Below are 20,821 nucleotides of genomic sequence, written 5' to 3' on the forward strand. Positions count from 1 at the left end.
AGCTCGGCGAGTTCGTGCTGAACGGCAAGGCCAGCGAGATCGCCACCGACAGCCGCGTCGCGGCGAGCTATCTCGGTTTTCACGAGGCCGAGGCGAGCTAGGCTCGCCTCGGGAAGTTCTTCGTCGCGCAACGCTTACTGCGCCGGAACGTATTTTCCGTCCTTCACCGTCAGGATGATGCGGGCGCGGTCGTCGAGACCGGACCGATCCTTCTCGGTGAAATTATAGACGCCCTGGCTCGCCGCCATGTCCTTCTCGGTCAGCAGCGCCTGGCGGATCGCCTCGCGGAATTCGGGCGTGCCGGGCTTGGCGGTCTTCAGCGCCACCGGGATGACGCGCTTCAGCAGCTCGAACGCATCGTAGGAATGACCGGCGAACTGGCTGCGGCTGTTCGGGCCATATTTCGCTTCATATTCCTTGTCGAGCGTCAGGCCGGGCTTCTTGGTCAGCGCGCTGTCCGGCTGCGTCTCCGGCGACATCACCGGACCCGACGCCATGATCACGCCCTCCGCTGCCTTGCCGGCGATGCGGATGAAATCCATGCTGGCGGCGCCATGGGTCTGGTAGATCAGGCCCTTGTAGCCGCGGTCACGCAGCTCGGTCTGCGGCAGCGCGGCCGCGGTGCCGGAGGCGCCGACCAAGATCGCGTCCGGATTGGCGGCGACGAGCTTCAGCACCTGCCCGGTCACGGAGGTGTCGGGACGGGCAAAGCGCTCCTCGTCGACCACGGAGAGGCCCAGCGGCACGCCCTGCGCCTTGAGGTCGTTGAACCACAGATCGCCGTAGGAATCCGAGTAGCCGATATAGCCGACCGTCTTCACATTATGCGCCTTCATGTGCGCGTAGAGCACCTTGCCCATGATCGGCACCGGCTGCGGCATCACCACCGACCATTTGGCGCGCTCGGGCGTCACCGGGAACGGGGCAAGACCGAAATGCGGAATGCCGGCCTCGTTGGCGACGTTGGAGACCGCGATGGTCGGCGGCGTGGTCGCCGAGCCCATGATGATGTCGGCCTTGGACTCCGTGACGAAACGCCGCGCATTGGTGGTCGCGGTGGCCGGGTCGCCGCCGTCATCGAGCACAATGATCTTCAGCGGCACGCCGCCGATTTCCTTCGGCACGAAGTCGAGCGCGTTGCGCTCGGGGATTCCGAGCGCAGCCGCCGGTCCCGTCGTGGTGGTGGTGATGCCGATCGTGATCTCGTTGGTCTGGGCCAGCGCCGGCGCTGCCCCAAGCATCGCAGCGACGGCCGCAGCCGCCAGATAGGTTTTTCTCATTATGTTCCTCCCAAAGATACGCTTCTGTTCAAGTGACCAAGGCCGCGCCTTGTTTAGCGCAACCCCTGAAAAATTCGAGAGCGGAGCACCGCTAAGGTTAGCGCGACCGGTGTAGACAATGGTTGCAGACGCAATGCGCACGGCCTGCCCGTGTCAGCCGCGCATGAACAGGGCCTTGACCTCCTCCGGCACCGCGGCCGATTTCAATTTGTCCGGATTATTGGGATCGCGGCCGACCAGCACCCGCGTCTCGAACCCTTCGAGCGCGAGCTGCTCGCCCTTGAACACCTTGTGCGTGACCTCGAAGGAGGAGCGGCCAAAACTTTCGATCCGGCTCTCTATGGTGATCCAGTCGCCATGGGTCGAGGGGATGTAGAACTTCGCCCGCGTATCGACCATGGGAATGCCGACCAGGCCGTAGCGGTGCACGAGATCCTGCTTGGAGCAGCCGGCGGCCTCGAACATGACCGAGGTGGAATCGTCGAACATTGCGAAGTAGCGCGGATAGTAGACGATGTTGGCGGGGTCGCAATCGCCCCACTGGATCTGCACGTCGCGTCGGTGGACGAACATGGTCGAGGACCTCTCGTCATGCGGTACGGTGGGCAAAGGCGCAGCCGTGCCCACCATTGTAACTACGGTTCTCGCTCTGGATCGTGGGCACGCTTCGCTTTGCCGACCCTACGCACTGTCCCCGTCATTGCGAGCGAAGCGAAGCAACCCAGAGTTAGAAAGAAAGCCTGGATTGCTTCGTTGCTTCGCTCCTCGCAATGACGGCCGCACTTACGCATGACAGCAGCTACTTCGGCGCCATGCGCAGTGAGCCGTCGAGGCGCACCACTTCGCCATTCAGGTAAGGATTGTCGATCATGTGCATGGCCAGCGAGGCGAACTCGTCGGCGTGGCCGAGGCGGCGCGGGAACGGGATCGCTGCGGCGAGCGAATCCTGCGCTTCCTGCGGCAAATTGGCGAGCAGCGGCGTCAGGAACAGGCCGGGCGCGATGGTCAGCACGCGGATGCCGAACTGCGCGAGTTCGCGCGCGATCGGCAGCGTCATGCCGACGATGCCGCCCTTGGAGGCCGAATAGGCCGCCTGCCCGATCTGGCCGTCATAGGCGGCAACGGACGCAGTGTTGATGACGACGCCACGCTCGCCGCTTGCCTGCGGCTCCAGCTTCGACATTTCGGTCGAGGCGAGCCGCAGCATGTTGAACGAGCCGATCAGGTTGATCCTGATCACCCGATCGAAATCGGCCAGCGCCATCGGTCCCTCGCGGCCGATCACGCGCTTGGCGACGCCGATGCCGGCGCAGTTCACCAGCACCCGCGCCGGACCATGCGCCTTGCTCGCCTGCGCAATGCCGGCCTCGGCCGCCGCCGCATCCGACACGTCGCAGACCACCGCGGTGCCCTTGATCTCGGCTGCGACCTCCTCGGCCAGCTTGGCGTTGAGATCGAACACGGCGACCTTCGCGCCCTGCGCGGCCAGCTTTCGCGCGGTCGCGGCCCCGAGACCCGAGGCACCGCCGGTGACGATCGCGGCCTGATCCTTCAACTGCATGATTTGTCTCCTTCAGATGAGTGCAATGATCAGCCGATTGAAATGATCTCGGCCGGGGGCGTGTCGGAATACAAATTGTCGATCAGCTCTTTGCGATTCTCCAGTACCGCGCGCTGGTTGATCGAGCCCTTGTCGGTGACCTCGCCGCGATCGATCGACAGCGGCGTCCCCAGCAGGATCGCGCGGGTGACCCGGTTCGACGAGCCGGTGGCGGTGGCAAAGAAGCGCGTGAAACGCTCGCGGAAGGCCTCGCGAATGAGCGGATCGGCCGCGGTGGCGGCGAGATCGTCCTGCGGCAAGGTCGCATTGATCAGCCGGCAGCCGTCGAGATCGAGCACGACGATCGCCGAGATCTCATCGCGGTTGATGCCGGCGATGATGACATCGCGCACCAGCGGCGCGCAGGCCGTGATGAAGCGCGCGCGCAGCGGCCCGACCGAGACCCAGGTGCCGCTGGCGAGCTTGAAATCCTCGGCAATGCGGCCGTCGAAGTCGAAGCCGGCGTCGAAATCATCCGCGACGGCGGGCTTCAGCGCGTCGCCGAGCTTGTAGAAGCCCTCCTCGTCGAACGTCGCCGCAGTGACCTCGGGCTGGCGCCAGTAACCCGGCGTCACGTTCGGGCCCTTGGCGCGTACTTCGAGCTTGCCGTTGTTGGGCACGAGCTTGGCTTCGTTGCCCGGCACCGGCAGCCCGACATGGCCGGACCGGCTGGTGCGCGGATTGACCGACATGAAGAACGGCGCGGTCTCGGTCGCGCCCAGGCCCGTCAGCATCGGCACGCGCGCGCCGGTCTCCGCGACCGACAACGCATCGAGTTCGTCCCAGACATGCGGCGCGAGCGCAGCACCCGAGAAGAACATCGCATGCAGGCGCCGGAAGAAGGTTTTGCGCAAGCCCGTATCCTCGCGCAAATACGGCAGCAGCGACTCATAGCCCTTGGGCACGTTGAAATAGACCGTCGGCGAGATCTCACGCAGATTGCGCACGGTCTCTTCGATGCCGCCGGGCACCGGCTTGCCGCGATCGAGATACATCGAGCCGCCATTGTACAAGGTCAGCCCGATATTGTGGTTGCCGCCAAAGGTGTGATTCCACGGCAGCCAGTCGACGATCACGGGCGGCTCGTCTTTCAGGAAGGCGAGCGTCTCGCGGATCATCACCTGGTTGGCGCAGATCATCGCCTGGGTGTTGATCACGGCTTTCGGATTGCCGGTCGAGCCCGAGGTGAGCAGGAATTTGGCGATGGTGTCGGGGCCGATCTTTTCATGCGCGGCGCCCAAACCGGAATAGAGCGGCGTCGCCATCAAATCCGCGAGCCGCGTGACCGCGCGGCCGGGCACCGCGCCGAAGGACGCAGCGATTTCGGTACCCTCAGGCACGTTCGCCACCAGCGCGTCGGCAAACGTATCGGCGTCATCGGCAAACACCAGCCCCGGCGTCAACAGCTTCATCAAATAGGACAGCTTGCCGTAGTCCCGCGACACCAGCGAATAGGCCGGGGATACCGGGCAGAACGGGATGCCGGCATAGAGCGCGCCGAACGCGATCAGCACATGGTCGATCGAATTGCCCGACAGGATCATCACCGGTCGGTCGGCTGTGAGGCCCCGCTGCAGCAGCGCCGAGGCGATGTGCCGGCTCGCCGCCAGCAGCTCGGCATAGGTCAGCTCGCGCCAGCCTTTCCCGCCTTGGCGCTCCGCCATGAAGACGCGATCCGGCGTGGCTTCGGCGAAATGATGGAGGCGATCGGTGATGCGGCGGGGATAGTCCGCGAGCGGCTGCTTCGGCCGCAGATAGATCGTGCCGTCCGCGCGGCGCTCGATGCTGACAGCGGGATCGTTGAACGAGATCGCGCGTAACGGATGCACGCTGGCGGCTCGCGCCTGCGTCTTTCCGTCTCCTCCCTGTGTGTTTGTTATTGGCGCGTTCATGTCACGTCGGTTTCACTTTTGCGGTCTTGTGATCGAGAAAGGCGCGGATACGCTTCTTGGCCTCCTGGTCGCTCTGCGCGACGGTAGCCATCAGCGATTCCATCAAGAGGCCGGTCTGCGGATTGGCTTCCGCGATCATGGGCAGCGCCTGCAGCACCGCGAAATTGGTCAGCGGCGCATTGCCGGCGATCTTCCCCGCCAGCTCCATCGCCTTGTTGAGCGCGCCGCCGTCCTCGACGAGATATTGCGTAAAGCCATAGGCCGAGCCTTCGCTCGCCGAATAGACGCGGCCCGTGAGCATCATGTCCGCCATCCGCGCCACGCCGATCAGGCGCGGCAGCCGCACCGAGCCGCCACCGCCGACAAAGATGCCGCGCTGGCCCTCAGGCAGCGCGAAGTAGGCGCTAGGCTCGGCGACGCGGATATGCGCCGCACATGCAAGCTCGAGCCCGCCGCCGATCACGGCACCCTTCAGCGCGGCGATGACTGGCACGCGGCTGTACTGGATGCGGTCGAACACGCGATGCCACATCTGCGAATGCAGCAGGCCCTCGGTGGCGTCGCGCTCGCGCAGTTCGGACAGATCGAGACCGGAAGAGAAATTGTCGCCGAGGCCGTGGATCACCACCGCCCTGATGTCGTCAGGCAGATCGGCGAAGCACTCGCCAATGGCGAGGATGATGCCGTCATTGAGCGCGTTGCGCTTCGCCGGACGGTTGAGGCCCACGGCCAGCACCGCGCCCTGCCGTTCGATCTTGAGCAGCGCCGCATCGGCTGCGGGCGCTGGCATATCGGCGTTTCCCATCTGAACCATTGTGTCCTGTTCTGAATAGTTATGTTTTATAACGATCACGGCGGGAGTCAATGAAGAAGGAATGTGAGTACAGCTTCTGCAGTGCAGCATGGGCGCTGTGTTTCGCTTGTCATGATGGGCAGAAGGGAGGTCGCACTCTCTCCCAGGCACCGCCATTCCCATCAACGGTTCACAGCAGATGCGTGTTCGCATTCCCGCGGCGGATGACGCCCGAGTCTTGCGAAGCACCTGCCCTCTCGGTCGGAGAGGGCGCAGGGAATGCCGGGTGAAGGCCTCACCCATGGCCCGCCTGCAGAAAAAAATGCAGGCGGCAGGTACCACAGGTTCAGCCGATCAACCGGCATTCCCTGCGCGATGGTTTTTACGCTTATACGTGATCTCCTCGGGGACCGGCTTGTTTGCCCCCGTCGCCCGCGTGCTCAACGAAGAGCATAGCGAAGCTTGGCATCAGCACCGGGATGCCAGGACCACACGACTTCACGTCCGCATCATGTTGTTCGTCGGCGTGATCAGATCACGCTGCAACACGGTGCGGCCACCGCGTCCCCGCCCCGCGCATCGTGACGACCGCGCGTACGCCCCTCTCGTCGAGGCAGGATGCAGGCATCATCCATGATTTTCTGAAAAACGAAAGCTAAATTTTGCGGTGGGAAGCCTTACGGATCGCAATACGTTGGACCGGCTGACGAAATGAATTTTCCCGCGCGGCGATTTTCCGCCGCTTTGGCGTCGCCGCGCTGTCGGCTCTTGCAAACTGCAAACTGATTTGCCCGACGGTTGGTCACACGGCGCATCACACAAACAGTATTGTCCCGGCGCCGGCTGGTCGGCATGGGATCTGTCGCGCTGATCATGACTGCGCCCTCTCCCCTTGCGGGAGAGGGCGACACAATTGCTTACGACATACCTCACTCGGGTGAGGGGTTCGTGCCGCAATCGTAATCCTATGATGAGGGGAGAACCCCTCACCCGGCAGCCTCCCGGCGATGCTTTGCATCGCCTCGAGGCTGCCACCCTCTCCCCCAAGGGGAGAGGGTGGACTGTGCCGAGACAACGCCTTCTTACAGCACCACATGCACGTCGATGACGACGCGTTCGGCGTGGCGGGCGGCGGAGCCCACGAAGATGTGCTGCATCAGCCAGCGATATTTGTCGTGGCCGGTCTCGAAGCGCGGGTGGGTGCGGAAGTAGATCAGCGCGGGATCTACCGGCTCGCCGCGCTTCAGCTTGCCGAGCAGGTCGAGCGGCCCGAAGCGGATGCCGCGGTTCTCGACATACACAGTCGCGCCGTCATCGGTCTCGAAGGCGTATTTGGCTTCGAGATCGATCAGCTCGTTCGGACGGATGATCTGGAAGTCGGCGCCGAAGGCACAGACCTTGGCCGAGATCCCCTCACCATTCAGGCCCGGCCCCGTAACCTCGCCGCCGTGGATCGGGATGATCCGGCGCACGCCGATGCCGATCTCGCCCGCCGAGGTCACGCTGCCGATCAGCGCGGTGATGGTGAAGACGTACTTCGTTTGCAGAATTGGGTTGTTCATCAGTGCGCCATCATCTGTTGCAGATCGTAGGATGGGTTGAGCGCAGCGATGCCCATCGCTTATTGCGGTATATGCGGAGGCATGATGGGTATCGCTGCGCTCAACCCATCCTACGATTCACGTGAACTAGTGCGCCATCATCTGTTGCGGCAGCCAGGTGGCGAGGATCGGGAACGCGATCAGGATCACCAGGCGTACGAGATCGGTCACCACGAAGGGCAGCACACCCTTGAAGATCGTGGCGAAGGATACGTCCTTCACCACGCTTTTGATGACGAAGACGTTCATCCCGACCGGCGGATGGATCAGGCCGAGCTCGACCGTCATGACGATGATGACACCGAACCAGATCGGGTCGAAGCCGAGATGCGCGACTACCGGGAAGATGATCGGCACGGTCAGGATGATCATCGCCATCGCGTCCATCAGGCAGCCAAGCACCAGATACATCACCATGATCAGCGCCAGCACGCCGTAGGGACCGAGACCCAGGCCGGTGAGGAATTCCGTCACCTTCTGCGGCGTCTGCGTCACCGTGAGGAAATAGCCGAAGATCAAGGCGCCGATCAGCACCGTGAACACGGCGGCCGCGGTGCGGGTCGCCTGCAGCAGCGAAGTGAGGATCTTGTCCTTGTCGAGCCGGCCGGTGACCAGGCCGATCAGGAACGCGCCGGTGGCGCCGACGCCGCCGGCCTCGGTCGGCGTGAAGCGCGGCAGGAACGGCAGGCCATAAAGGCCGCCGATCACGAACACGAACAGCAGCACCGGCGCCCAGATGCTCTTCAGGCCGGCAAAACGCTCGCGCCAGGGCAGCGGCTTGCCTTGCGGCAGGAAGCCGGGCCTGAAGCGCCCGATCAATCCGATCGTGATCATGTACATGATCATCGCCAGCATGCCGGGAATAATGCCGGCGACGAACAGCTTGCCGATGTCCTGCTCGGTGATGATGCCGTAGACCGCGAGCACGGTGGACGGCGGCAGCATCGCACCCAGGGTGCCGCCGGCCGCGATCACGCCGGTTGCAAAGGATTGCGGATAGCCGAAGCGGCGCATCTCGGGATAGGCGACCGCAGAGAACGTCGCCGCGGTCGCAACCGAGGAGCCGGAGATCGCAGCGAAGCCGCCGCAGGCGGCCACGGTCGCGATGCCGAGCCCGCCGCGCATATGGCCGACAAAGCCGTTGGCGGCACGGAACAGCTCGCGGCTCATGCCGGAATTGGAAACGAAGGTCCCCATCAGCAGGAACATCGGGATCACGCCGAAGGTGTAGTCGGTGACCGTGCGCATGGAGGTCTGGCCGACCAGCTTCAGCGCGGCGGGGCCGCTGACAATGTAGCCGAACCCGGTGACGCCGACGAGGCCCATGGCCATGCCGACCGGCACGCGCAACAGCATCAGGCCGAACAGCGCCACGAAACCGAGCAGGGCAACGGTATCGGTACTCATGAGGCGCTACTCCGTCGCCTTGATCTCTGGGTCATGCATGTCCTCGGGATGAAAAATCAGCCGGTAGGTCCTGATTGCGATCAGCAGCACGGCCGAGACGTCGCCGATCCAGGCGATCAAAAAGAACGGCCATGTCGGCATGTGCAGGTCGAAAGTCAGGACGTGGTCGTTGTAGGTGCCGCGCACCTTGTCGAACAGCGTGTAGGTCTGCACCGTCACCACGAACAGCAGCACCAGGGTCGCGAACACGTCGATCCAGCGCTGCTGACGCGGCCCGACATTGCCCCATACCAGGTCGACCGTGATGTGGGTGCCGCGATAGGAGGTGGCGGCGATGCCCCAGAAGATCAGGATGCCGAGCAGCATCCGCCCGATGTCGAAGGAATCGGGGATCGCGTAGTTCAGCGTGTTGCGGAGCAGGACCGACAGAAAAATATCGAGCGCGACAATGCCGACGAAGAACGCGGCGATCCATTCGATGCCATCGATGAATCGGTCCATCCAGGTGCGTTTCATGACGTACGATCCGTGAGTCAGGTACGCGCACGCCTTGCCGCGCGCTCGCTACAACCTCGCCCCGCTTGCGGAGAGAGGTGGGATTGCGAAGCAATCCGGGTGAGGGGTATAGGTCCAACAGCTTGCACTTGTCGTGCGTCTGCCCCTCACCCCGACCCTCTCCCCGTAACAACGAGGAGAGGGGGCGCACCGTCCGCTGCGCGACAGCTCGCGGTCCGCCCGATGCGGCGACTACTGCGCCAGTGCGTTGTACTTGGTGAGATCGGCCTTCAGTTCGGTCATCGCCGCATCCGGGTCGACGCCGGTCTTCTTGACGTTGTCCTCCCAGGTCTTGAACAGCGGATCGGCCGCCTTCTTCCACAGCGCGGTCTGCTCTGGCGTCAGCTTGTAGACCTCCTGGCCCGGCTCGGCCTTGATCTTGGCAACGCCGGCGTCCTCGAATTCACCCCAATGCGCGCCGATCTTGCCGGCCCATTCGGTGCTGCAATTGTCGTCGATCGCCTTCTTCTGGCGGTCGGACATCTCGTTGTATTTGTCCTTGTTCATGACGATGACGAAGGTGGTGACGTACATCGGTGCGTCGATGTGATACTTCGTCACCTTGTCGACGCCGAACAGCACCAGCGATCCGGCGGGGAAGAACACGCCGTCGGCGACGCCGCGCTCGATGATGTCGCGCACCTCAGGCGCCGAGGACTGCACATTGGTGCCGCCGAGCTGGGTCACGAAATTGGCGATCGTCGCATCCGCCGGGCGGATCTTCATGCCCTTGATATCGTCCGGCACCATGACTTTCTTGGTGCGGGTGTGCAGCGCCGACGGCGTATGGATGAAGGCGAGGCAATATTTGACGTCCTTCATCTCCTTGGCGGCATATTTCCGGTACCAGGCGTCGAGGCCTTCCGAGCCGCCCTTGGCGTCGGAGATCAGGAACGGCAATTCGCCAGCGCCGATGATCGGGAAGCGGCCGGGCTGGTAGCCCGGATTGACATAGGTGACATCGGCGATGCCGTCGCGCGCCATGTCGTAATGGTCGAAGGCCTTGCCGAGTTGCTGGGCCGGGAACACGGTCGATTTGATGGTGCCGCCGGAGGCTTTCTCGACCGCGGCGCCCCAGTCCTCGAGCGACTTCTGCAGCGGATGGCTGGCCGGCACCCAATGCGAGATCTTCAGGTTGAAGGTCTTCTCCTGCTGCGCCATTGCGGGCGTCACGCAGGCGGCCAGACACAACGCCAGTAGCGTCTTCCTCATCGAAATCGTCTCCTCCAAAGCGGGGGCTTCACGCGCCCTTTCGATCATTGTTATAGGATATAATCATTATTGCAAGTCTAGTGGCAGAAGCTGCCGCCACCATCGAGGTGAAAGCCTATAGCATCGCCATATGCCGGCAATGCGAACAAGGTTGCAGGCCGCGCCGGCTTCCGATGCCGCAGCACGGTCGGAAACGCGCATGCGGGGATTGCATCCGGCCTTTCCTGCAAGTGCAATGCGTGGCGGATATCGGGCCCGTTTCAAACGCCTGCGCAAATCCCGTTTAAAACTTTGTAGGCGGTGCAAGGCGCACGCGTCTGGTCTTCAATGCGGCCATCAGCAGTGAATGGACAGATGCAGATGAGCACCGAGATCCCGAGCGGCTTCGAACCGCATTTCCGCAACAGCCCGTTCACCGATCCCTGGGAGCCGCTCTATGCGCGCAGGACCGAGACGGCGATCACGCTGGGACTGCGGGTCGGCAGGCCGCACACCAACGGCCGCGGACACATTCATGGCGGGCTGATCGCGGCACTGGCCGATAACACGATGGGTTATAATTGCGCCCAGGCCTTGGGCTGGGCCTCGTCGCTGGTCACGATCAACCTCGCGGTCGACTATCTCGGCAATGGCGAGATCGGACAATGGCTCAGCGTCGAGGGCGAGGTCATCAAGGCCGGCCAAACGATCTGCTTCGCGCAGAGCCTGATCCGCGTCGACGACGTCGTCATTGCGCGCGCCAACGGCACATTCCGGGTGGTGAAGAAGAAGCCGTCACAGGATTGAGAACGCAGCGCACCGGGCTCGTAGCCCGGAGAGCGCAGCGACATCCGGGTGCGCGTCCCCGCGTGTCGCTAACGCTCACGCGGGCTACAGGCATTGCCGCGCATTATTGCGCCTGCTGCAATTATGAAGTTCCGACGCGCCAGATTGTCCCCGACGGCCCCAAGCTCATATCAGTGGACATGAGGCGGCGCGATCGCCGCACGAGCTGGTGGAGGCTCCGATGACGACTTCTTTGAGCTATCCGAGCGACGCGGCGTTCAGCCCGGCGGTGAAGGCGATCCAGACCCGCAAAGGTTCGCGCGAGGCTTACGCGCATGTCGAAGAGACCCGCGGCTGGCGCACCGAGGTCGACGACAATCTTGCCAGCTTCCTGAGCGAGACCACGAGCTTTTATCTGTCGACCGCGTCGGCCGACGGCCAGCCCTACATCCAGCATCGCGGCGGACCCAAGGGGTTCATCAAGGTGCTGGACAAAAACACGCTGGCGTTCGCCGATTTCGCCGGCAACCAGCAATTCATCACCCAGGGCAATTTGTCGGAGAACCCGAAGGCGCATATCTTCATCATGGATTACGCCCATCGCCGGCGCGTCAAGATCTGGGGCGAGGCCAAGATCGTCGAAGACGATCCGGCGCTGACGCGCTCATTGATGCCGCAGGGTTATCGCGCGCGGCCCGAGCAGGTGATCATGTTCAAGATCAAGGCCTGGGACACCAACTGCCCGCAGCACATTCCGCAGAAGTTCGATGCCGCGGACGTCGCCGCCGCACTGGCCTCGCGCGACACGCGGATCGCGGAGCTGGAGGCCGAGCTCGCGCGGGTGAAGGGCGAGGCGGCGCCTGTCGCGTAGACCGCCTCGTCATTGCGAGGAGCGAAGCGATAAAGCAGTCCAGACTTTCTGCCGGGCTCTGGATTGCTTCGCTTCGCTCGCAATGACGGCTTAGCGACTCACGCCGCTTCCGCCTGCCTGTCCCACGCGAACTCCGGATAATATTGCGCCATCATGCGGCTGACATAGGCCGTGAGATTGTCAAAACTCTCCGCGCGCCGACGCAGCTCGGACTCGAAGAACGGCGTCATAAGTCCGGCCAGCACCGCGAACGCGGTGGCGTCGGTGCCACAGGGACGCTCACCCAACAGATAAGGCTTGTCACCGAGCTGCACCGACAAGGCGCGCAGCGAACGCGCGGCGAGATCGACATCCTCGTCCGGCGCATGACGGCCGAGCCCTGAGATCAGATAGTTCTCGGCGACCCGGAACTGGGCGTCCTCGCGCAGCCGCTCGCGCTTCTCCTCCGGCGCGCCGTCGAAGAAATGCGCCGGCCCCTTGGCGAAATTGACCGGATCGACCCAGCGTGCGCCGACCAGGCCGAAATAGATATGGTGTTCGATCATCCGCTCGAACGCCCAGGCGTGCGCGCGCGCCTCGATATCGAGCCCTTCGTCGAAGTCGAAGCCGTATTTGCGCTCGAGATGGGCGCGGATGAAGGTCGAATCGGCGACGACGGCGCCCTGGTCGTCGATATACGGCAGCTGCCCCTTCGGCGAGGACGGCGGCATGGCGCGCTGCTTGCGATAGGCCAATCCCGCCATCTTCAACTGCACCTCCGTCTTGGTGACGAAGGGGCTGATTTCCGGCAGGCCAAAGCCCGCACCGAGACCAAACAGGGTAATCATCACAGCGCTCCCGCTTTCCTGAACAACTGCTTCACACTAGCGAGGGCCTGCTGCCACCATGGTGTCAGCAGCGGCAAAACCGCCGTCCAAAGTCCGAAACCATCAATCATCATCATTGGAAATCCCCTTCATTGCAGTGTTGTCCCGGTATAAAAGCCCCCTGCTGCCAACATGCTGTCAGCATCCGCGAGCGGAACACGAAACGGGGCCTTTGAGATGCGACGCGCCGACCGGCTGTTTCAGATCATCCAGGTGCTGCGGCGGACAGGTCAGCCGCTGACGGCGGACGCGATCGCCGCAGAACTGGAGACCTCGAAGCGCACGATCTATCGCGACATCGCCACCCTGATTGGCCAGCGTGTGCCGATCCGCGGTGAGGCCGGCATGGGCTACATCCTGGAGAAGGGATTCGACCTGCCGCCCTTGATGCTGACGCCCGACGAGATCGAGGCGGCCGTGCTCGGCGCGCAATGGGTGATCGGGCATGCCGACCCGGTGCTGGCACGCGCCGCCGAAGACCTGATGGCCAAGATCGCCGACACCGTGCCGGAGCGGCTACGGCCGTTCGTGCTGGAGCCGGCGAGCCGTGCGCGGCCGCCATGGGAGCGCGAGCCCGACCGCATCGACATGGCGCGCACGCGCACGCAGATCCACGAGGGCAGGAAAATCAGCTTGCAGTATCGCGACGAGCAAGGCCGCGCCAGCGCGCGCACGATCTGGCCGATCGCGATCGGCTATCATGAGGCGGTGCGGATCTTGGCAGCCTGGTGCGAGCTGCGCAGCGACTTCCGCAGCTTCCGCACCGACCGCGTCATCGAGGCCGATTATCTCGATGAGAAATATCCGGAGCGGCGCGAGGCACTGCGGGCGAAATGGCGGCGCGCCCTGGTCTGGGAGACGCCAAAAGATGTCTGATGTCAGCAGTGAGACGATGGCCAGCCCGTGCCAGGCCTGCGGCGCCTGCTGCGCCTATTCGCGAAACTGGCCGCGGTTCACGATCGAAGAGGACGCGGCGCTGGATCTGATTCCGCCCGAGCTCGTCAACGACCGGCTATCGGGGATGCGCTGCGAGAACGACCGCTGCTGTGCCCTGCAGGGCAAGATCGGTGAGGCCACGGCCTGCGGGATCTATGCGTTGCGCCCGGAGGTGTGCCGCACCTGCATGCCCGGAGATCCGGAATGCGCGATGGCGCGGCGGAAGTTCGGGTTGCCGGCGCTACCCTGAAGATCAGGCGGTGACCGAGTCGGGATCGTCGAGGTCGTCGTCGAGCGGCACGATCGCCGACAACGGCTTGGTCGACAGCGAGATCGGCTTGCGACTGCCGGTGGACACGACCTCCCGCGCCGCCTTGGGATCGCGCGACTGCGCGTAGAGCACCGAGCCGACGCGGCCGCCGAACTGCGAAAGCTCCCGCTCGCTGCAGGTCGAGGCGATGGCGACCGCCAGCGAATGCAAATGGCTGCGCTTGTAGCAGAACAAGGCCAGCATCGCCCTCACGTCGGACGACACGCTCTCGACCAGGGCGGGCAGACCATTCTCATTGGCACGGTACAGTTCGCCCAGCAGGTCATCACCAACCGGGCAAGCGTCTCTGTCAAAAGCGTCACGGTTTGGAAGCATGGTGAAATCCTCTGACCTGGAGGATGCATCGCCAATCGCTAACGAAGCGTTAACCATGGTGGCCGGTAGTCGTACGGTGGCCTTGTTCCTGCCTGATTCGGCCCCGCGACGTGTGTGCGTCTTTGCCTTGGCGCGTTTTCTTGACGCGAACCGCTACCCACTTCGCTTGAAAACGCTCAAGCGTTCGCGGCCATCAGGATCGACAGGCCAAACCCGGTCAGATGATGCAGCGACTGGTCGACGCCCATCAGGGTCCAGAACCAGGGATGCTCGAGCGTCGTGCGGAAACGGACCGAACAGATACCCTTGACGCGATCGACGATGATGTGGATGACGAAATCGATCAGCGCCACGAACCAGAATCTCGGCGCGACGATCAGAATCAGCACCGTGGCGACTGCGAGATGGATCAGGCAGTGCACCAGGAGCGGCAGCCCCCAGCCTTTCTTCTGATCCTTGCCATGCGCCATCCAGGCGGTCTGCAGCACGAAATCGGCAATGATGTGCTTGAAGGTGAGCAGCAGCATCCAGCCGACCAGCGCACCAACCGGAACCGACGACGACAACGAGGGAAACGACAAGGCTGACGCTCTCACTACAAATCGTTGGATGCACCGGAAACGAGTGTCCCGGCTCTGACATTCGTATCAATTCGCCGCCGTGCTCGTGGCGTTCAGCGCAATCTGGTTCGAAACCCGGCCAATTCGACGCGTCAGACTTTTATGACATTTCCCGCGGCGATTTGCACGTGAAAGGGAACCGCTACTTCACATCACCGTGCCCTGCCCTGCTCTTCCCGGGAGTAAGGTTACCCTCGAAGGGCATGCGATCGATGCCGACCGACCCGCATCCAAGAACAATTCTCGTTCGTTCTGAGCCGGTTACGTGCCCGCTCACTCCGCGGCGTTGAGGTCCGACTCAACCGCAAGCGCACGCGCCCTGATCCGGGCGATCGTCCGCTTCAATGCGACCTGTCGCGGATCTGGCATCGCGGCCGCCCGCGCCTCGCCGATCGCGCCCGCCAGATCGGCGAGCGGCAGCGCGCCGTCGAAGGTCGGCTTCGCCAGCCCATCGATGACCGCGTGCCAGTCCGCGATGCCGTGTCGATACTCGTCGCCATAGCCCTGCACCATGGTCGCCGTCTCGACCACGGCGGCCGTCGAGGCGGGCTGCTTGTCGAGACAGCGGGAGATCATGTGGAGCCAGCGCTCGACCCAGGCGCGCTCCTCGCCATAGCGGACCGAGAACAGCCGCCAGCGCCGCAGGCCCGCGCCGAGCCTCAAGCAGCGCACGCCGGTGCGGGAGCGAGCCGGAAAACGCATCGCGACCTGCCGGTGCAGCCAGCCCAGCTTTTCGCACACCACAAACAGCGGATCACCCGCAGTCTCCGGCAGCGCGCCGACCAACTCGTCGACGCGGAACCGCTTCGGCTCGGAAAGCCGCGCGGGACCGCTGCCGAGCTCGGCGAGCTTGAGCTGTGCGCTGCGGATCGGGTCCTCATAAGCCATACGCTGCGCAAGCAGACGCGCGATCCGGCCGAGCAGTTCGCTGCCGACATCCGCCCGGCCGACGAAACGCTTGATCCGGTCGACATAGAGCTGGGCGTAGCTCGGGCCTTGGTAGTCCATCAGAAGGTCGATGCCGTCCCTGACGATCGGCACCGCCGCGCCGGGGAGACCTTCGGGCAGGAAGGGGCGCGTGCAATCATCGTCGCCGAGGATGTCGGCGAACAGATAACGCAATGAGGACAGGACGCCCGCCACCTCTCCACGTACTCCTTCTCAGTCCGTCTTCTCAAGCTGCCTTCTCGAGCTGTCTTCTCAGGCTGTCTTGGCGGCCATGCCTTTGGCCGTAGCCGTTTGCTGCGCCAGCCGCCGCTCCAGCGTATCGATGTTCTGGAAAAGCCGCGCGCTCGCCAGACGCAGGAAGTAGAACGCAAAGGCCGGGTTCTGCACATAGAGCTGCTCGACCTGATCGTAGCTGACCGACAGAATGAGGCCTCCCTCGATGCATTCCAGCGTCTGGGTCCGGGTGTTGGACGGCGAGAGCATGCCGAATTCGCCGACAATGGCGCCAACCGGCAGTTCGATGCCGGACTCGACCAATTTGAACTGGCCGCTGACGATGTAATACATGCTGTCGGCCTTTTCGTCCTTGTAGAACAGGACCTCGCCGGCGGCACATTGGCGCTCGGTCATGAACGGCTTCAACCACTCCATCGAGAGATCGTTGGAGACCGATCGCTTCACGTCGCGCACCAGCTGCAGCATCTGGTGCAGGCGATAACTGTTCAGCGGCAACAGCACGCCGTGCAGCACCAGGGTCGGGTAATTGTGGCTCGGGATCGCGGTCGCGATCAGCACGATATTGGTTAGGATGGCGAACACGCGCAGCGGGATCATCGTGCGCATCGACAGCGTCGCGACCACGAAGATCGACGCAAAAAGGCTGCCGGCGGCGCCTACGTGTTCGACCAGATGTGAGGTATCCATCGGGATCAACCAGACTTTCGGGATACAGGGCGGAGGCAGATCGGGTCCTTCCAGCCCTGCTGCCATATTTCGTATGTCCGCGAGGACTTCTGATATACGGCGGAAAAGCGACGTTTAAACCGGGATCGGGCCGGCAGGGAGAAAATTCCGCTGCTCGGCGGGCTGCTCCCGGCTCACGTTGACGTCTCCTCTCGGGTCAAGGCACTGTTCCCGACGGCCGTGAGCCATTACCGAGGGGCTTTTTTGGAGCGACAGGCGCCCGCGTTCAACATGTCCAAATCGCTGCATCGTCCCGCCTTGGGACGCTTTCTCGCGGCAATGGCCGCCCACGCCACCAGGGCCACCTATGCCGCGGTCGTGGTCGGCATCGTCGCCATGGTCCTGCTGACGGTGGATTCGGCCTATGAGGCCGCGCCCCACCTGATCAGCGGGACGCTGTGGGCGTGCCTCGCCTTCTTCGTCGTCGAGTGGGCGATGCGGGTTCATGATGCGGGGCGGACGCATGGCATGGCGACCTATTTCTTCGCCGGCACCGGCCTGATCGACACGGCCTGCATCGCCGCAGTCCCCTTGGCGCTGCTGCTCGGCGTCGAGCCACGGTCGGCCTGGCTGCTGGCCGTGCTCTGGGTGATGAAGGTGCTTCCGGCCGTGCCCGGCCTGCACCAGTTGCGCCGGGTGATGGTCGTCGAGGCTCGGCCGCTGCTGTCGGTGCTGGCGCTGTTCCTGCTGGTGCTGTTCCTCGGCGCGGTCGCGATCTATGTGCTGGAGCGTGACGAGCAGCCCGCGACCTTCGGTAACATCCCCTCCGCGCTGTGGTGGGCGGTGGCGACGCTGACCACGACCGGCTACGGCGATGTCGTGCCGGTCACGCCGCTTGGGCGGATCGTTGCGGCCATGGTGATGATTTGCGGCCTGGGCGTCTTCGGGCTGTGGACCGGTATTCTCGCCACCGGATTTGCCGCCGAAACGCGGCGCGACAATTTTTTGAAGACTTGGGAATCGGTCAGCCAGGTGCCGTTCTTCGCCACCCTTGGTCCAGCGGCGATCGCCGATGTCACGAGCATGCTGCGCACCATCGATTTGCCGGCACGCACCACGGTGATCCGAAAGGGCCAGCCCGGCGACTGCATGTATTTCATCGCCTCGGGACAGGTCGAGGTTGATCTGCCGGGCAAGACGGTGGTGCTCGACGAAGGCGCCTTCTTCGGCGAGATGGCCCTGCTCGGCAGCAATCTCCGCACGGCCAATATCGCCACTACCATGCTCTCGAAGCTTCTGGTGCTTGACCTCGTCGATTTCCGCCTGCTGATGGCCCGGCATCCCGACCTGGTCAGCGCCATCGATGCCGAGGCCCAGCGACGCGCATTGGAGAATCAGTAAATGACGGACGGATCAGCAAGCCACACTCCCTATGACGGCGCCCTTGAGGCAAGCCCGCCGCTGCTCATCAAGCAGGGCGCCCGCGCCACGATCCGGCTGAACCGGCCGCGCCATTTGAACCGCCTGCAGGCGGAGGATCTCGACGTCCTGCTCGGCCTGTTCGACCAGATCGAGGCTGATGCCGATCTCCGCGTCGTCGTGCTCACCGGCACCGGGCGCGCCTTCAGCGCCGGCTACGATCTCGGCTCGATCGCCGAACGCACCGGAGCCAATGATGCCGGCGCGGACGAGCCGGGCGCGGGCTCAGCCTTCGAGGTGGCGGTCAACCGTCTGGAGGATCTCGCGCTGCCGACCATCTGCCGGATCAATGGCGGCGTCTATGGCGGCTCGACCGATCTTGCGCTCGCCTGCGATTTCCGGATCGGGGTCGACACGTCAGAGATGTTCATGCCGGCCGCGCGGCTGGGGCTGCATTACTATCCCAGCGGCATCAAGCGCTATGTCTCCAGGCTTGGTGCCGATAATGCCAGGCGGCTGTTCCTGACGGCCGAGAAGATCGGCGCGCCTGAGATGCTGCGGATCGGCTATCTCACCGCGATGGTGCCGACCGAGGCGCTCGACGAGGAGGTCGATCGCCTGGCCGCGCTGCTGGCGGGCAACGCGCCGATCGCGATGCGCGGCATGAAGCGCGCCATCAACGAGTTCGCCCGCGACGCGCTCGACGAGGAGGCCGCGGCGCACAGGCATCGCGCGAGCATGCAGAGCGCCGAGATCAAGGAAGGCGTCCAGGCATTTGCCGAGAAGCGTCCGCCCAAATTTTAACTAATATATCAGTATCAGGACGACGGGCGCACCCTGGTCATATTTGCCGGGTTGCCATGGTTCCTATGCGGAGACCGCTCCGCTGTGACAACTTAGCTTATTGTATCAGTTTGCGATTGACTACGACTCGTCGGCGGCTAGCCTCTGTTTGGCTGGGGCGCGGAGACTGTCAACATGCAGGCGACGGAAGCATATTGGGGACGGCGTGCACTGGAGTTTGTCGATGCGATCGAAGCATCGCGAACCAGCGCCAGCGTCGTCTCCCTATTTGAGAAGATGATCGGCGAGTTCGGTTTCCATGCCTATATCATGGCGGGAATCCCGAGCTTCGGGCAATCGCTTGGGCAGCTCACGCTCGCCAATGGCTGGCCGGCGGAATGGTCCGACCTCTACAACCGCAGCAATCTGGTCGCGGTCGATCCGATCCCGCGACATTGCCAGCAGACCCTGAACCCATTCCTCTGGACCGAGGCACCCTGTGATCGTGCCGACGACCCGGCGGCCCACGACGTCATGATGCGGGCGCGCGACTTCCGCCTCAACGAGGGCCTCTGCATCCCGATCCATTATGACGACGCTGTCGGCGCCATCAGTCTCGGCGGCGACCGCCCCTATCTCGACGGTGAGGCCAAGAGCGCGCTGCACCTGATGGGCATCTTCACCCACGGGCGGCTGCGGTCGCTGACGCGCCCGCTGGGCATCGCCGCGCGGCGTCTCTCCAAGATCGAAGCCGAGGTTCTGAGCTGGGCCGCGCGCGGCAAGACCGCATGGGAGACCGGGCGCATTCTCGGGCTCTCCGAACGCAACGTGCGCTGGCACCTCGAGGAGGCGCAGCGCAAGTTGATGACCAAGAACAAGACTGCCACTGTCGCGGCTGCGCTTGTCAATGGTGAGATCTCGCTCTGAACTGGCGGTTCTTCCAGTAGAGTCCTTCTCATCGCACCGGCATGCTCATTGTCCCATCTGAACAATCGAGCGGTGTCTCCGATGCCCGAAATTCACGTCGTTCGCAAAGACAACAGAAATCTCTACCAAGACTATTTCGATCCCTACTTCCGGCTGCGCCATGACATCTACGTCAAGCAGCGCAAATGGATGGCGCTTGACCGGCCGGATGGGCGGGAGATCGACCAGTTCGACACCGAGGATGCGGTCTATCTATTCTGCATCGACAGGGGCCAGTTGATCGGCGCGATGCGGGCGGTGCCGACCGTGCTGCCGACCTTGATGAGCGACATCTTTCCCTATCTCAGCATCCACGGCCCGATCTGCCGGCCTGATGTCTATGAACTATCACGCGTGTTCGTGATTCCGGAGCGGCGCGGCGAGCACGCCGGGCCGCGCGTCGAGACGCTGCTGCTGACCGCGATCATGGAATACGGCATCTCGATCGGGCTAACCGGCTTCTCGATCGTTCTGGAGGCCTGGTGGCTGCCGCGCTTCGAACGCTACGGCTGGAAGGCGCATCCGCTCGGGCTGCCCCACATGATGGACGGGATGTCGGTGCTGGCGGTGATGATCGATTGCGACGAGGTCACCTGGACGTCGCAATGCAATCAGAGCGGGCTGACCCGGCCGACACTGACTTGGCGCGGCCTCGACCAGGTCAGGCGCCGGGCTCTGCCGGAGATCTTTCTTCCTCCTGCAGCAGCGATTCAGCAAGCGCGATGAGCTGCTCACGATGCTGCGTCGTGCGCAGCTTG

General features: G+C 63.7%; 22 protein-coding genes and 1 pseudogene. 9 read left to right on the top strand and 14 right to left on the bottom strand.

What is annotated here, in order from left to right:
- Positions 1 to 101: pseudogene (locus WA702_RS03440) on the top strand (ABC transporter ATP-binding protein); the annotation flags it as partial.
- 33 nt (positions 102 to 134) lie between these two features.
- Here WA702_RS03440 and WA702_RS03445 read toward each other — a convergent pair.
- From WA702_RS03445 to WA702_RS03485, 9 genes are all read right to left on the bottom strand, one after another.
- A complete protein-coding gene (locus WA702_RS03445; RefSeq protein WP_425109124.1) occupies positions 135 to 1,280 on the bottom strand; it encodes an ABC transporter substrate-binding protein in 1,146 nt (381 codons plus the stop codon).
- Between the two features lie 153 nt (positions 1,281 to 1,433).
- Positions 1,434 to 1,853 (bottom strand): acyl-CoA thioesterase, encoded by a 420-nt coding sequence (locus WA702_RS03450; RefSeq protein ID WP_425109125.1) that lies wholly within the window; start codon positions 1,851 to 1,853, stop codon positions 1,434 to 1,436.
- A gap of 226 nt (positions 1,854 to 2,079) precedes the next feature.
- On the bottom strand, positions 2,080 to 2,841 hold the full coding sequence (locus tag WA702_RS03455; RefSeq protein ID WP_425109126.1) for an SDR family NAD(P)-dependent oxidoreductase: 762 nt from the start codon (positions 2,839 to 2,841) through the stop codon (positions 2,080 to 2,082).
- Positions 2,842 to 2,870: 29 nt separating this feature from the next.
- A complete protein-coding gene (locus tag WA702_RS03460) occupies positions 2,871 to 4,772 on the bottom strand; it encodes a feruloyl-CoA synthase (RefSeq protein WP_425109127.1) in 1,902 nt (633 codons plus the stop codon).
- A 1-nt stretch (position 4,773) separates the two neighbouring features.
- On the bottom strand, positions 4,774 to 5,577 hold the full coding sequence (locus WA702_RS03465; RefSeq protein WP_425109128.1) for a crotonase/enoyl-CoA hydratase family protein: 804 nt from the start codon (positions 5,575 to 5,577) through the stop codon (positions 4,774 to 4,776).
- A gap of 1,070 nt (positions 5,578 to 6,647) precedes the next feature.
- Positions 6,648 to 7,127 carry a DUF3237 domain-containing protein gene (locus tag WA702_RS03470; protein WP_425109129.1) on the bottom strand — a complete coding sequence of 160 codons (480 nt, stop codon included), beginning with the start codon at positions 7,125 to 7,127 and terminating at the stop codon, positions 6,648 to 6,650.
- Positions 7,128 to 7,253: 126 nt separating this feature from the next.
- Positions 7,254 to 8,573 (bottom strand): TRAP transporter large permease, encoded by a 1,320-nt coding sequence (locus WA702_RS03475; RefSeq protein WP_425109130.1) that lies wholly within the window; start codon positions 8,571 to 8,573, stop codon positions 7,254 to 7,256.
- Between the two features lie 6 nt (positions 8,574 to 8,579).
- Positions 8,580 to 9,089, bottom strand: a complete 510-nt coding sequence (locus WA702_RS03480) for a TRAP transporter small permease (protein WP_425109131.1) — start codon at positions 9,087 to 9,089, stop codon at positions 8,580 to 8,582.
- Between the two features lie 231 nt (positions 9,090 to 9,320).
- Positions 9,321 to 10,340 carry a TRAP transporter substrate-binding protein gene (locus WA702_RS03485; protein WP_425109132.1) on the bottom strand — a complete coding sequence of 340 codons (1,020 nt, stop codon included), beginning with the start codon at positions 10,338 to 10,340 and terminating at the stop codon, positions 9,321 to 9,323.
- Between the two features lie 360 nt (positions 10,341 to 10,700).
- On the opposite strand from WA702_RS03485, the gene WA702_RS03490 reads away from it, so the two are divergent.
- Positions 10,701 to 11,126 carry a PaaI family thioesterase gene (locus tag WA702_RS03490; protein ID WP_425109133.1) on the top strand — a complete coding sequence of 142 codons (426 nt, stop codon included), beginning with the start codon at positions 10,701 to 10,703 and terminating at the stop codon, positions 11,124 to 11,126.
- 220 nt (positions 11,127 to 11,346) lie between these two features.
- Positions 11,347 to 11,976, top strand: coding sequence for a pyridoxamine 5'-phosphate oxidase family protein (locus WA702_RS03495; RefSeq protein WP_425109134.1), 630 nt, complete (start codon positions 11,347 to 11,349; stop codon positions 11,974 to 11,976).
- Positions 11,977 to 12,074: 98 nt separating this feature from the next.
- Here the strand turns inward: WA702_RS03495 and WA702_RS03500 are convergent, their stop codons facing one another.
- Positions 12,075 to 12,803: a glutathione S-transferase family protein gene (locus WA702_RS03500; protein WP_425109135.1), complete on the bottom strand. Its 729-nt coding sequence runs from the start codon at positions 12,801 to 12,803 to the stop codon at positions 12,075 to 12,077.
- 216 nt (positions 12,804 to 13,019) lie between these two features.
- Between WA702_RS03500 and WA702_RS03505 the strand changes: the two genes are divergently transcribed.
- The gene (locus WA702_RS03505; RefSeq protein ID WP_425109136.1) at positions 13,020 to 13,718 is read left to right on the top strand and encodes a helix-turn-helix transcriptional regulator; all 699 of its coding nucleotides are present in this window, start codon (positions 13,020 to 13,022) and stop codon (positions 13,716 to 13,718) included.
- On the top strand, positions 13,711 to 14,028 hold the full coding sequence (locus tag WA702_RS03510; protein WP_425109137.1) for a YkgJ family cysteine cluster protein: 318 nt from the start codon (positions 13,711 to 13,713) through the stop codon (positions 14,026 to 14,028). The genes WA702_RS03505 and WA702_RS03510 overlap by 8 nt, the downstream gene beginning before the upstream one ends.
- Positions 14,029 to 14,031: 3 nt before the next feature.
- Here the strand turns inward: WA702_RS03510 and WA702_RS03515 are convergent, their stop codons facing one another.
- The 4 genes from WA702_RS03515 to WA702_RS03530 form a co-directional block, all read right to left on the bottom strand.
- Positions 14,032 to 14,424 (bottom strand): hypothetical protein, encoded by a 393-nt coding sequence (locus WA702_RS03515; RefSeq protein WP_425109138.1) that lies wholly within the window; start codon positions 14,422 to 14,424, stop codon positions 14,032 to 14,034.
- 176 nt (positions 14,425 to 14,600) lie between these two features.
- Complete coding sequence (locus WA702_RS03520) at positions 14,601 to 14,951, bottom strand: DUF3307 domain-containing protein (protein WP_425109149.1); 351 nt, start codon at positions 14,949 to 14,951, stop codon at positions 14,601 to 14,603.
- Between the two features lie 366 nt (positions 14,952 to 15,317).
- Complete coding sequence (locus WA702_RS03525) at positions 15,318 to 16,187, bottom strand: DUF6537 domain-containing protein (protein ID WP_425109139.1); 870 nt, start codon at positions 16,185 to 16,187, stop codon at positions 15,318 to 15,320.
- A gap of 57 nt (positions 16,188 to 16,244) precedes the next feature.
- Positions 16,245 to 16,916 carry a Crp/Fnr family transcriptional regulator gene (locus WA702_RS03530; RefSeq protein ID WP_425109140.1) on the bottom strand — a complete coding sequence of 224 codons (672 nt, stop codon included), beginning with the start codon at positions 16,914 to 16,916 and terminating at the stop codon, positions 16,245 to 16,247.
- A gap of 270 nt (positions 16,917 to 17,186) precedes the next feature.
- Between WA702_RS03530 and WA702_RS03535 the strand changes: the two genes are divergently transcribed.
- From WA702_RS03535 to WA702_RS03550, 4 genes are all read left to right on the top strand, one after another.
- The gene (locus WA702_RS03535) at positions 17,187 to 18,296 is read left to right on the top strand and encodes a cyclic nucleotide-gated ion channel (RefSeq protein ID WP_425109141.1); all 1,110 of its coding nucleotides are present in this window, start codon (positions 17,187 to 17,189) and stop codon (positions 18,294 to 18,296) included.
- Positions 18,297 to 19,118 carry an enoyl-CoA hydratase/isomerase family protein gene (locus tag WA702_RS03540; protein ID WP_425109142.1) on the top strand — a complete coding sequence of 274 codons (822 nt, stop codon included), beginning with the start codon at positions 18,297 to 18,299 and terminating at the stop codon, positions 19,116 to 19,118.
- A gap of 174 nt (positions 19,119 to 19,292) precedes the next feature.
- Positions 19,293 to 20,024, top strand: coding sequence for a LuxR family transcriptional regulator (locus WA702_RS03545; protein ID WP_425109143.1), 732 nt, complete (start codon positions 19,293 to 19,295; stop codon positions 20,022 to 20,024).
- Positions 20,025 to 20,105: 81 nt separating this feature from the next.
- Positions 20,106 to 20,789, top strand: coding sequence for an acyl-homoserine-lactone synthase (locus WA702_RS03550; RefSeq protein WP_425109144.1), 684 nt, complete (start codon positions 20,106 to 20,108; stop codon positions 20,787 to 20,789).
- Positions 20,790 to 20,821: the final 32 nt, after the last annotated feature.

It is taken from the genome of Bradyrhizobium sp. (genome assembly GCF_049798375.1).
Classification (GTDB): domain Bacteria; phylum Pseudomonadota; class Alphaproteobacteria; order Rhizobiales; family Xanthobacteraceae; genus Bradyrhizobium.

What these genes read in the sequence shown, in the direction of transcription:
- WA702_RS03465 (WP_425109128.1), bottom strand. Translation starts at nt 5,577, where the DNA reads ATGGGAAACGCCGATATGCCAGCGCCCGCAGCCGATGCGGCGCTGCTC.
- WA702_RS03450 (WP_425109125.1), bottom strand. Translation starts at nt 1,853, where the DNA reads ATGTTCGTCCACCGACGCGACGTGCAGATCCAGTGGGGCGATTGCGAC.
- WA702_RS03495 (WP_425109134.1), top strand. Translation starts at nt 11,347, where the DNA reads ATGACGACTTCTTTGAGCTATCCGAGCGACGCGGCGTTCAGCCCGGCG.
- WA702_RS03535 (WP_425109141.1), top strand. Translation starts at nt 17,187, where the DNA reads ATGTCCAAATCGCTGCATCGTCCCGCCTTGGGACGCTTTCTCGCGGCA.
- WA702_RS03550 (WP_425109144.1), top strand. Translation starts at nt 20,106, where the DNA reads ATGCCCGAAATTCACGTCGTTCGCAAAGACAACAGAAATCTCTACCAA.
- WA702_RS03475 (WP_425109130.1), bottom strand. Translation starts at nt 8,573, where the DNA reads ATGAGTACCGATACCGTTGCCCTGCTCGGTTTCGTGGCGCTGTTCGGC.
- WA702_RS03515 (WP_425109138.1), bottom strand. Translation starts at nt 14,424, where the DNA reads ATGCTTCCAAACCGTGACGCTTTTGACAGAGACGCTTGCCCGGTTGGT.
- WA702_RS03540 (WP_425109142.1), top strand. Translation starts at nt 18,297, where the DNA reads ATGACGGACGGATCAGCAAGCCACACTCCCTATGACGGCGCCCTTGAG.
- WA702_RS03510 (WP_425109137.1), top strand. Translation starts at nt 13,711, where the DNA reads ATGTCTGATGTCAGCAGTGAGACGATGGCCAGCCCGTGCCAGGCCTGC.
- WA702_RS03455 (WP_425109126.1), bottom strand. Translation starts at nt 2,841, where the DNA reads ATGCAGTTGAAGGATCAGGCCGCGATCGTCACCGGCGGTGCCTCGGGT.
- WA702_RS03500 (WP_425109135.1), bottom strand. Translation starts at nt 12,803, where the DNA reads ATGATTACCCTGTTTGGTCTCGGTGCGGGCTTTGGCCTGCCGGAAATC.
- WA702_RS03470 (WP_425109129.1), bottom strand. Translation starts at nt 7,127, where the DNA reads ATGAACAACCCAATTCTGCAAACGAAGTACGTCTTCACCATCACCGCG.
- WA702_RS03490 (WP_425109133.1), top strand. Translation starts at nt 10,701, where the DNA reads ATGAGCACCGAGATCCCGAGCGGCTTCGAACCGCATTTCCGCAACAGC.
- WA702_RS03460 (WP_425109127.1), bottom strand. Translation starts at nt 4,772, where the DNA reads ATGAACGCGCCAATAACAAACACACAGGGAGGAGACGGAAAGACGCAG.
- WA702_RS03530 (WP_425109140.1), bottom strand. Translation starts at nt 16,916, where the DNA reads ATGGATACCTCACATCTGGTCGAACACGTAGGCGCCGCCGGCAGCCTT.
- WA702_RS03545 (WP_425109143.1), top strand. Translation starts at nt 19,293, where the DNA reads ATGCAGGCGACGGAAGCATATTGGGGACGGCGTGCACTGGAGTTTGTC.
- WA702_RS03505 (WP_425109136.1), top strand. Translation starts at nt 13,020, where the DNA reads ATGCGACGCGCCGACCGGCTGTTTCAGATCATCCAGGTGCTGCGGCGG.
- WA702_RS03480 (WP_425109131.1), bottom strand. Translation starts at nt 9,089, where the DNA reads ATGAAACGCACCTGGATGGACCGATTCATCGATGGCATCGAATGGATC.
- WA702_RS03520 (WP_425109149.1), bottom strand. Translation starts at nt 14,951, where the DNA reads ATGCTGCTGCTCACCTTCAAGCACATCATTGCCGATTTCGTGCTGCAG.
- WA702_RS03445 (WP_425109124.1), bottom strand. Translation starts at nt 1,280, where the DNA reads ATGAGAAAAACCTATCTGGCGGCTGCGGCCGTCGCTGCGATGCTTGGG.
- WA702_RS03485 (WP_425109132.1), bottom strand. Translation starts at nt 10,340, where the DNA reads ATGAGGAAGACGCTACTGGCGTTGTGTCTGGCCGCCTGCGTGACGCCC.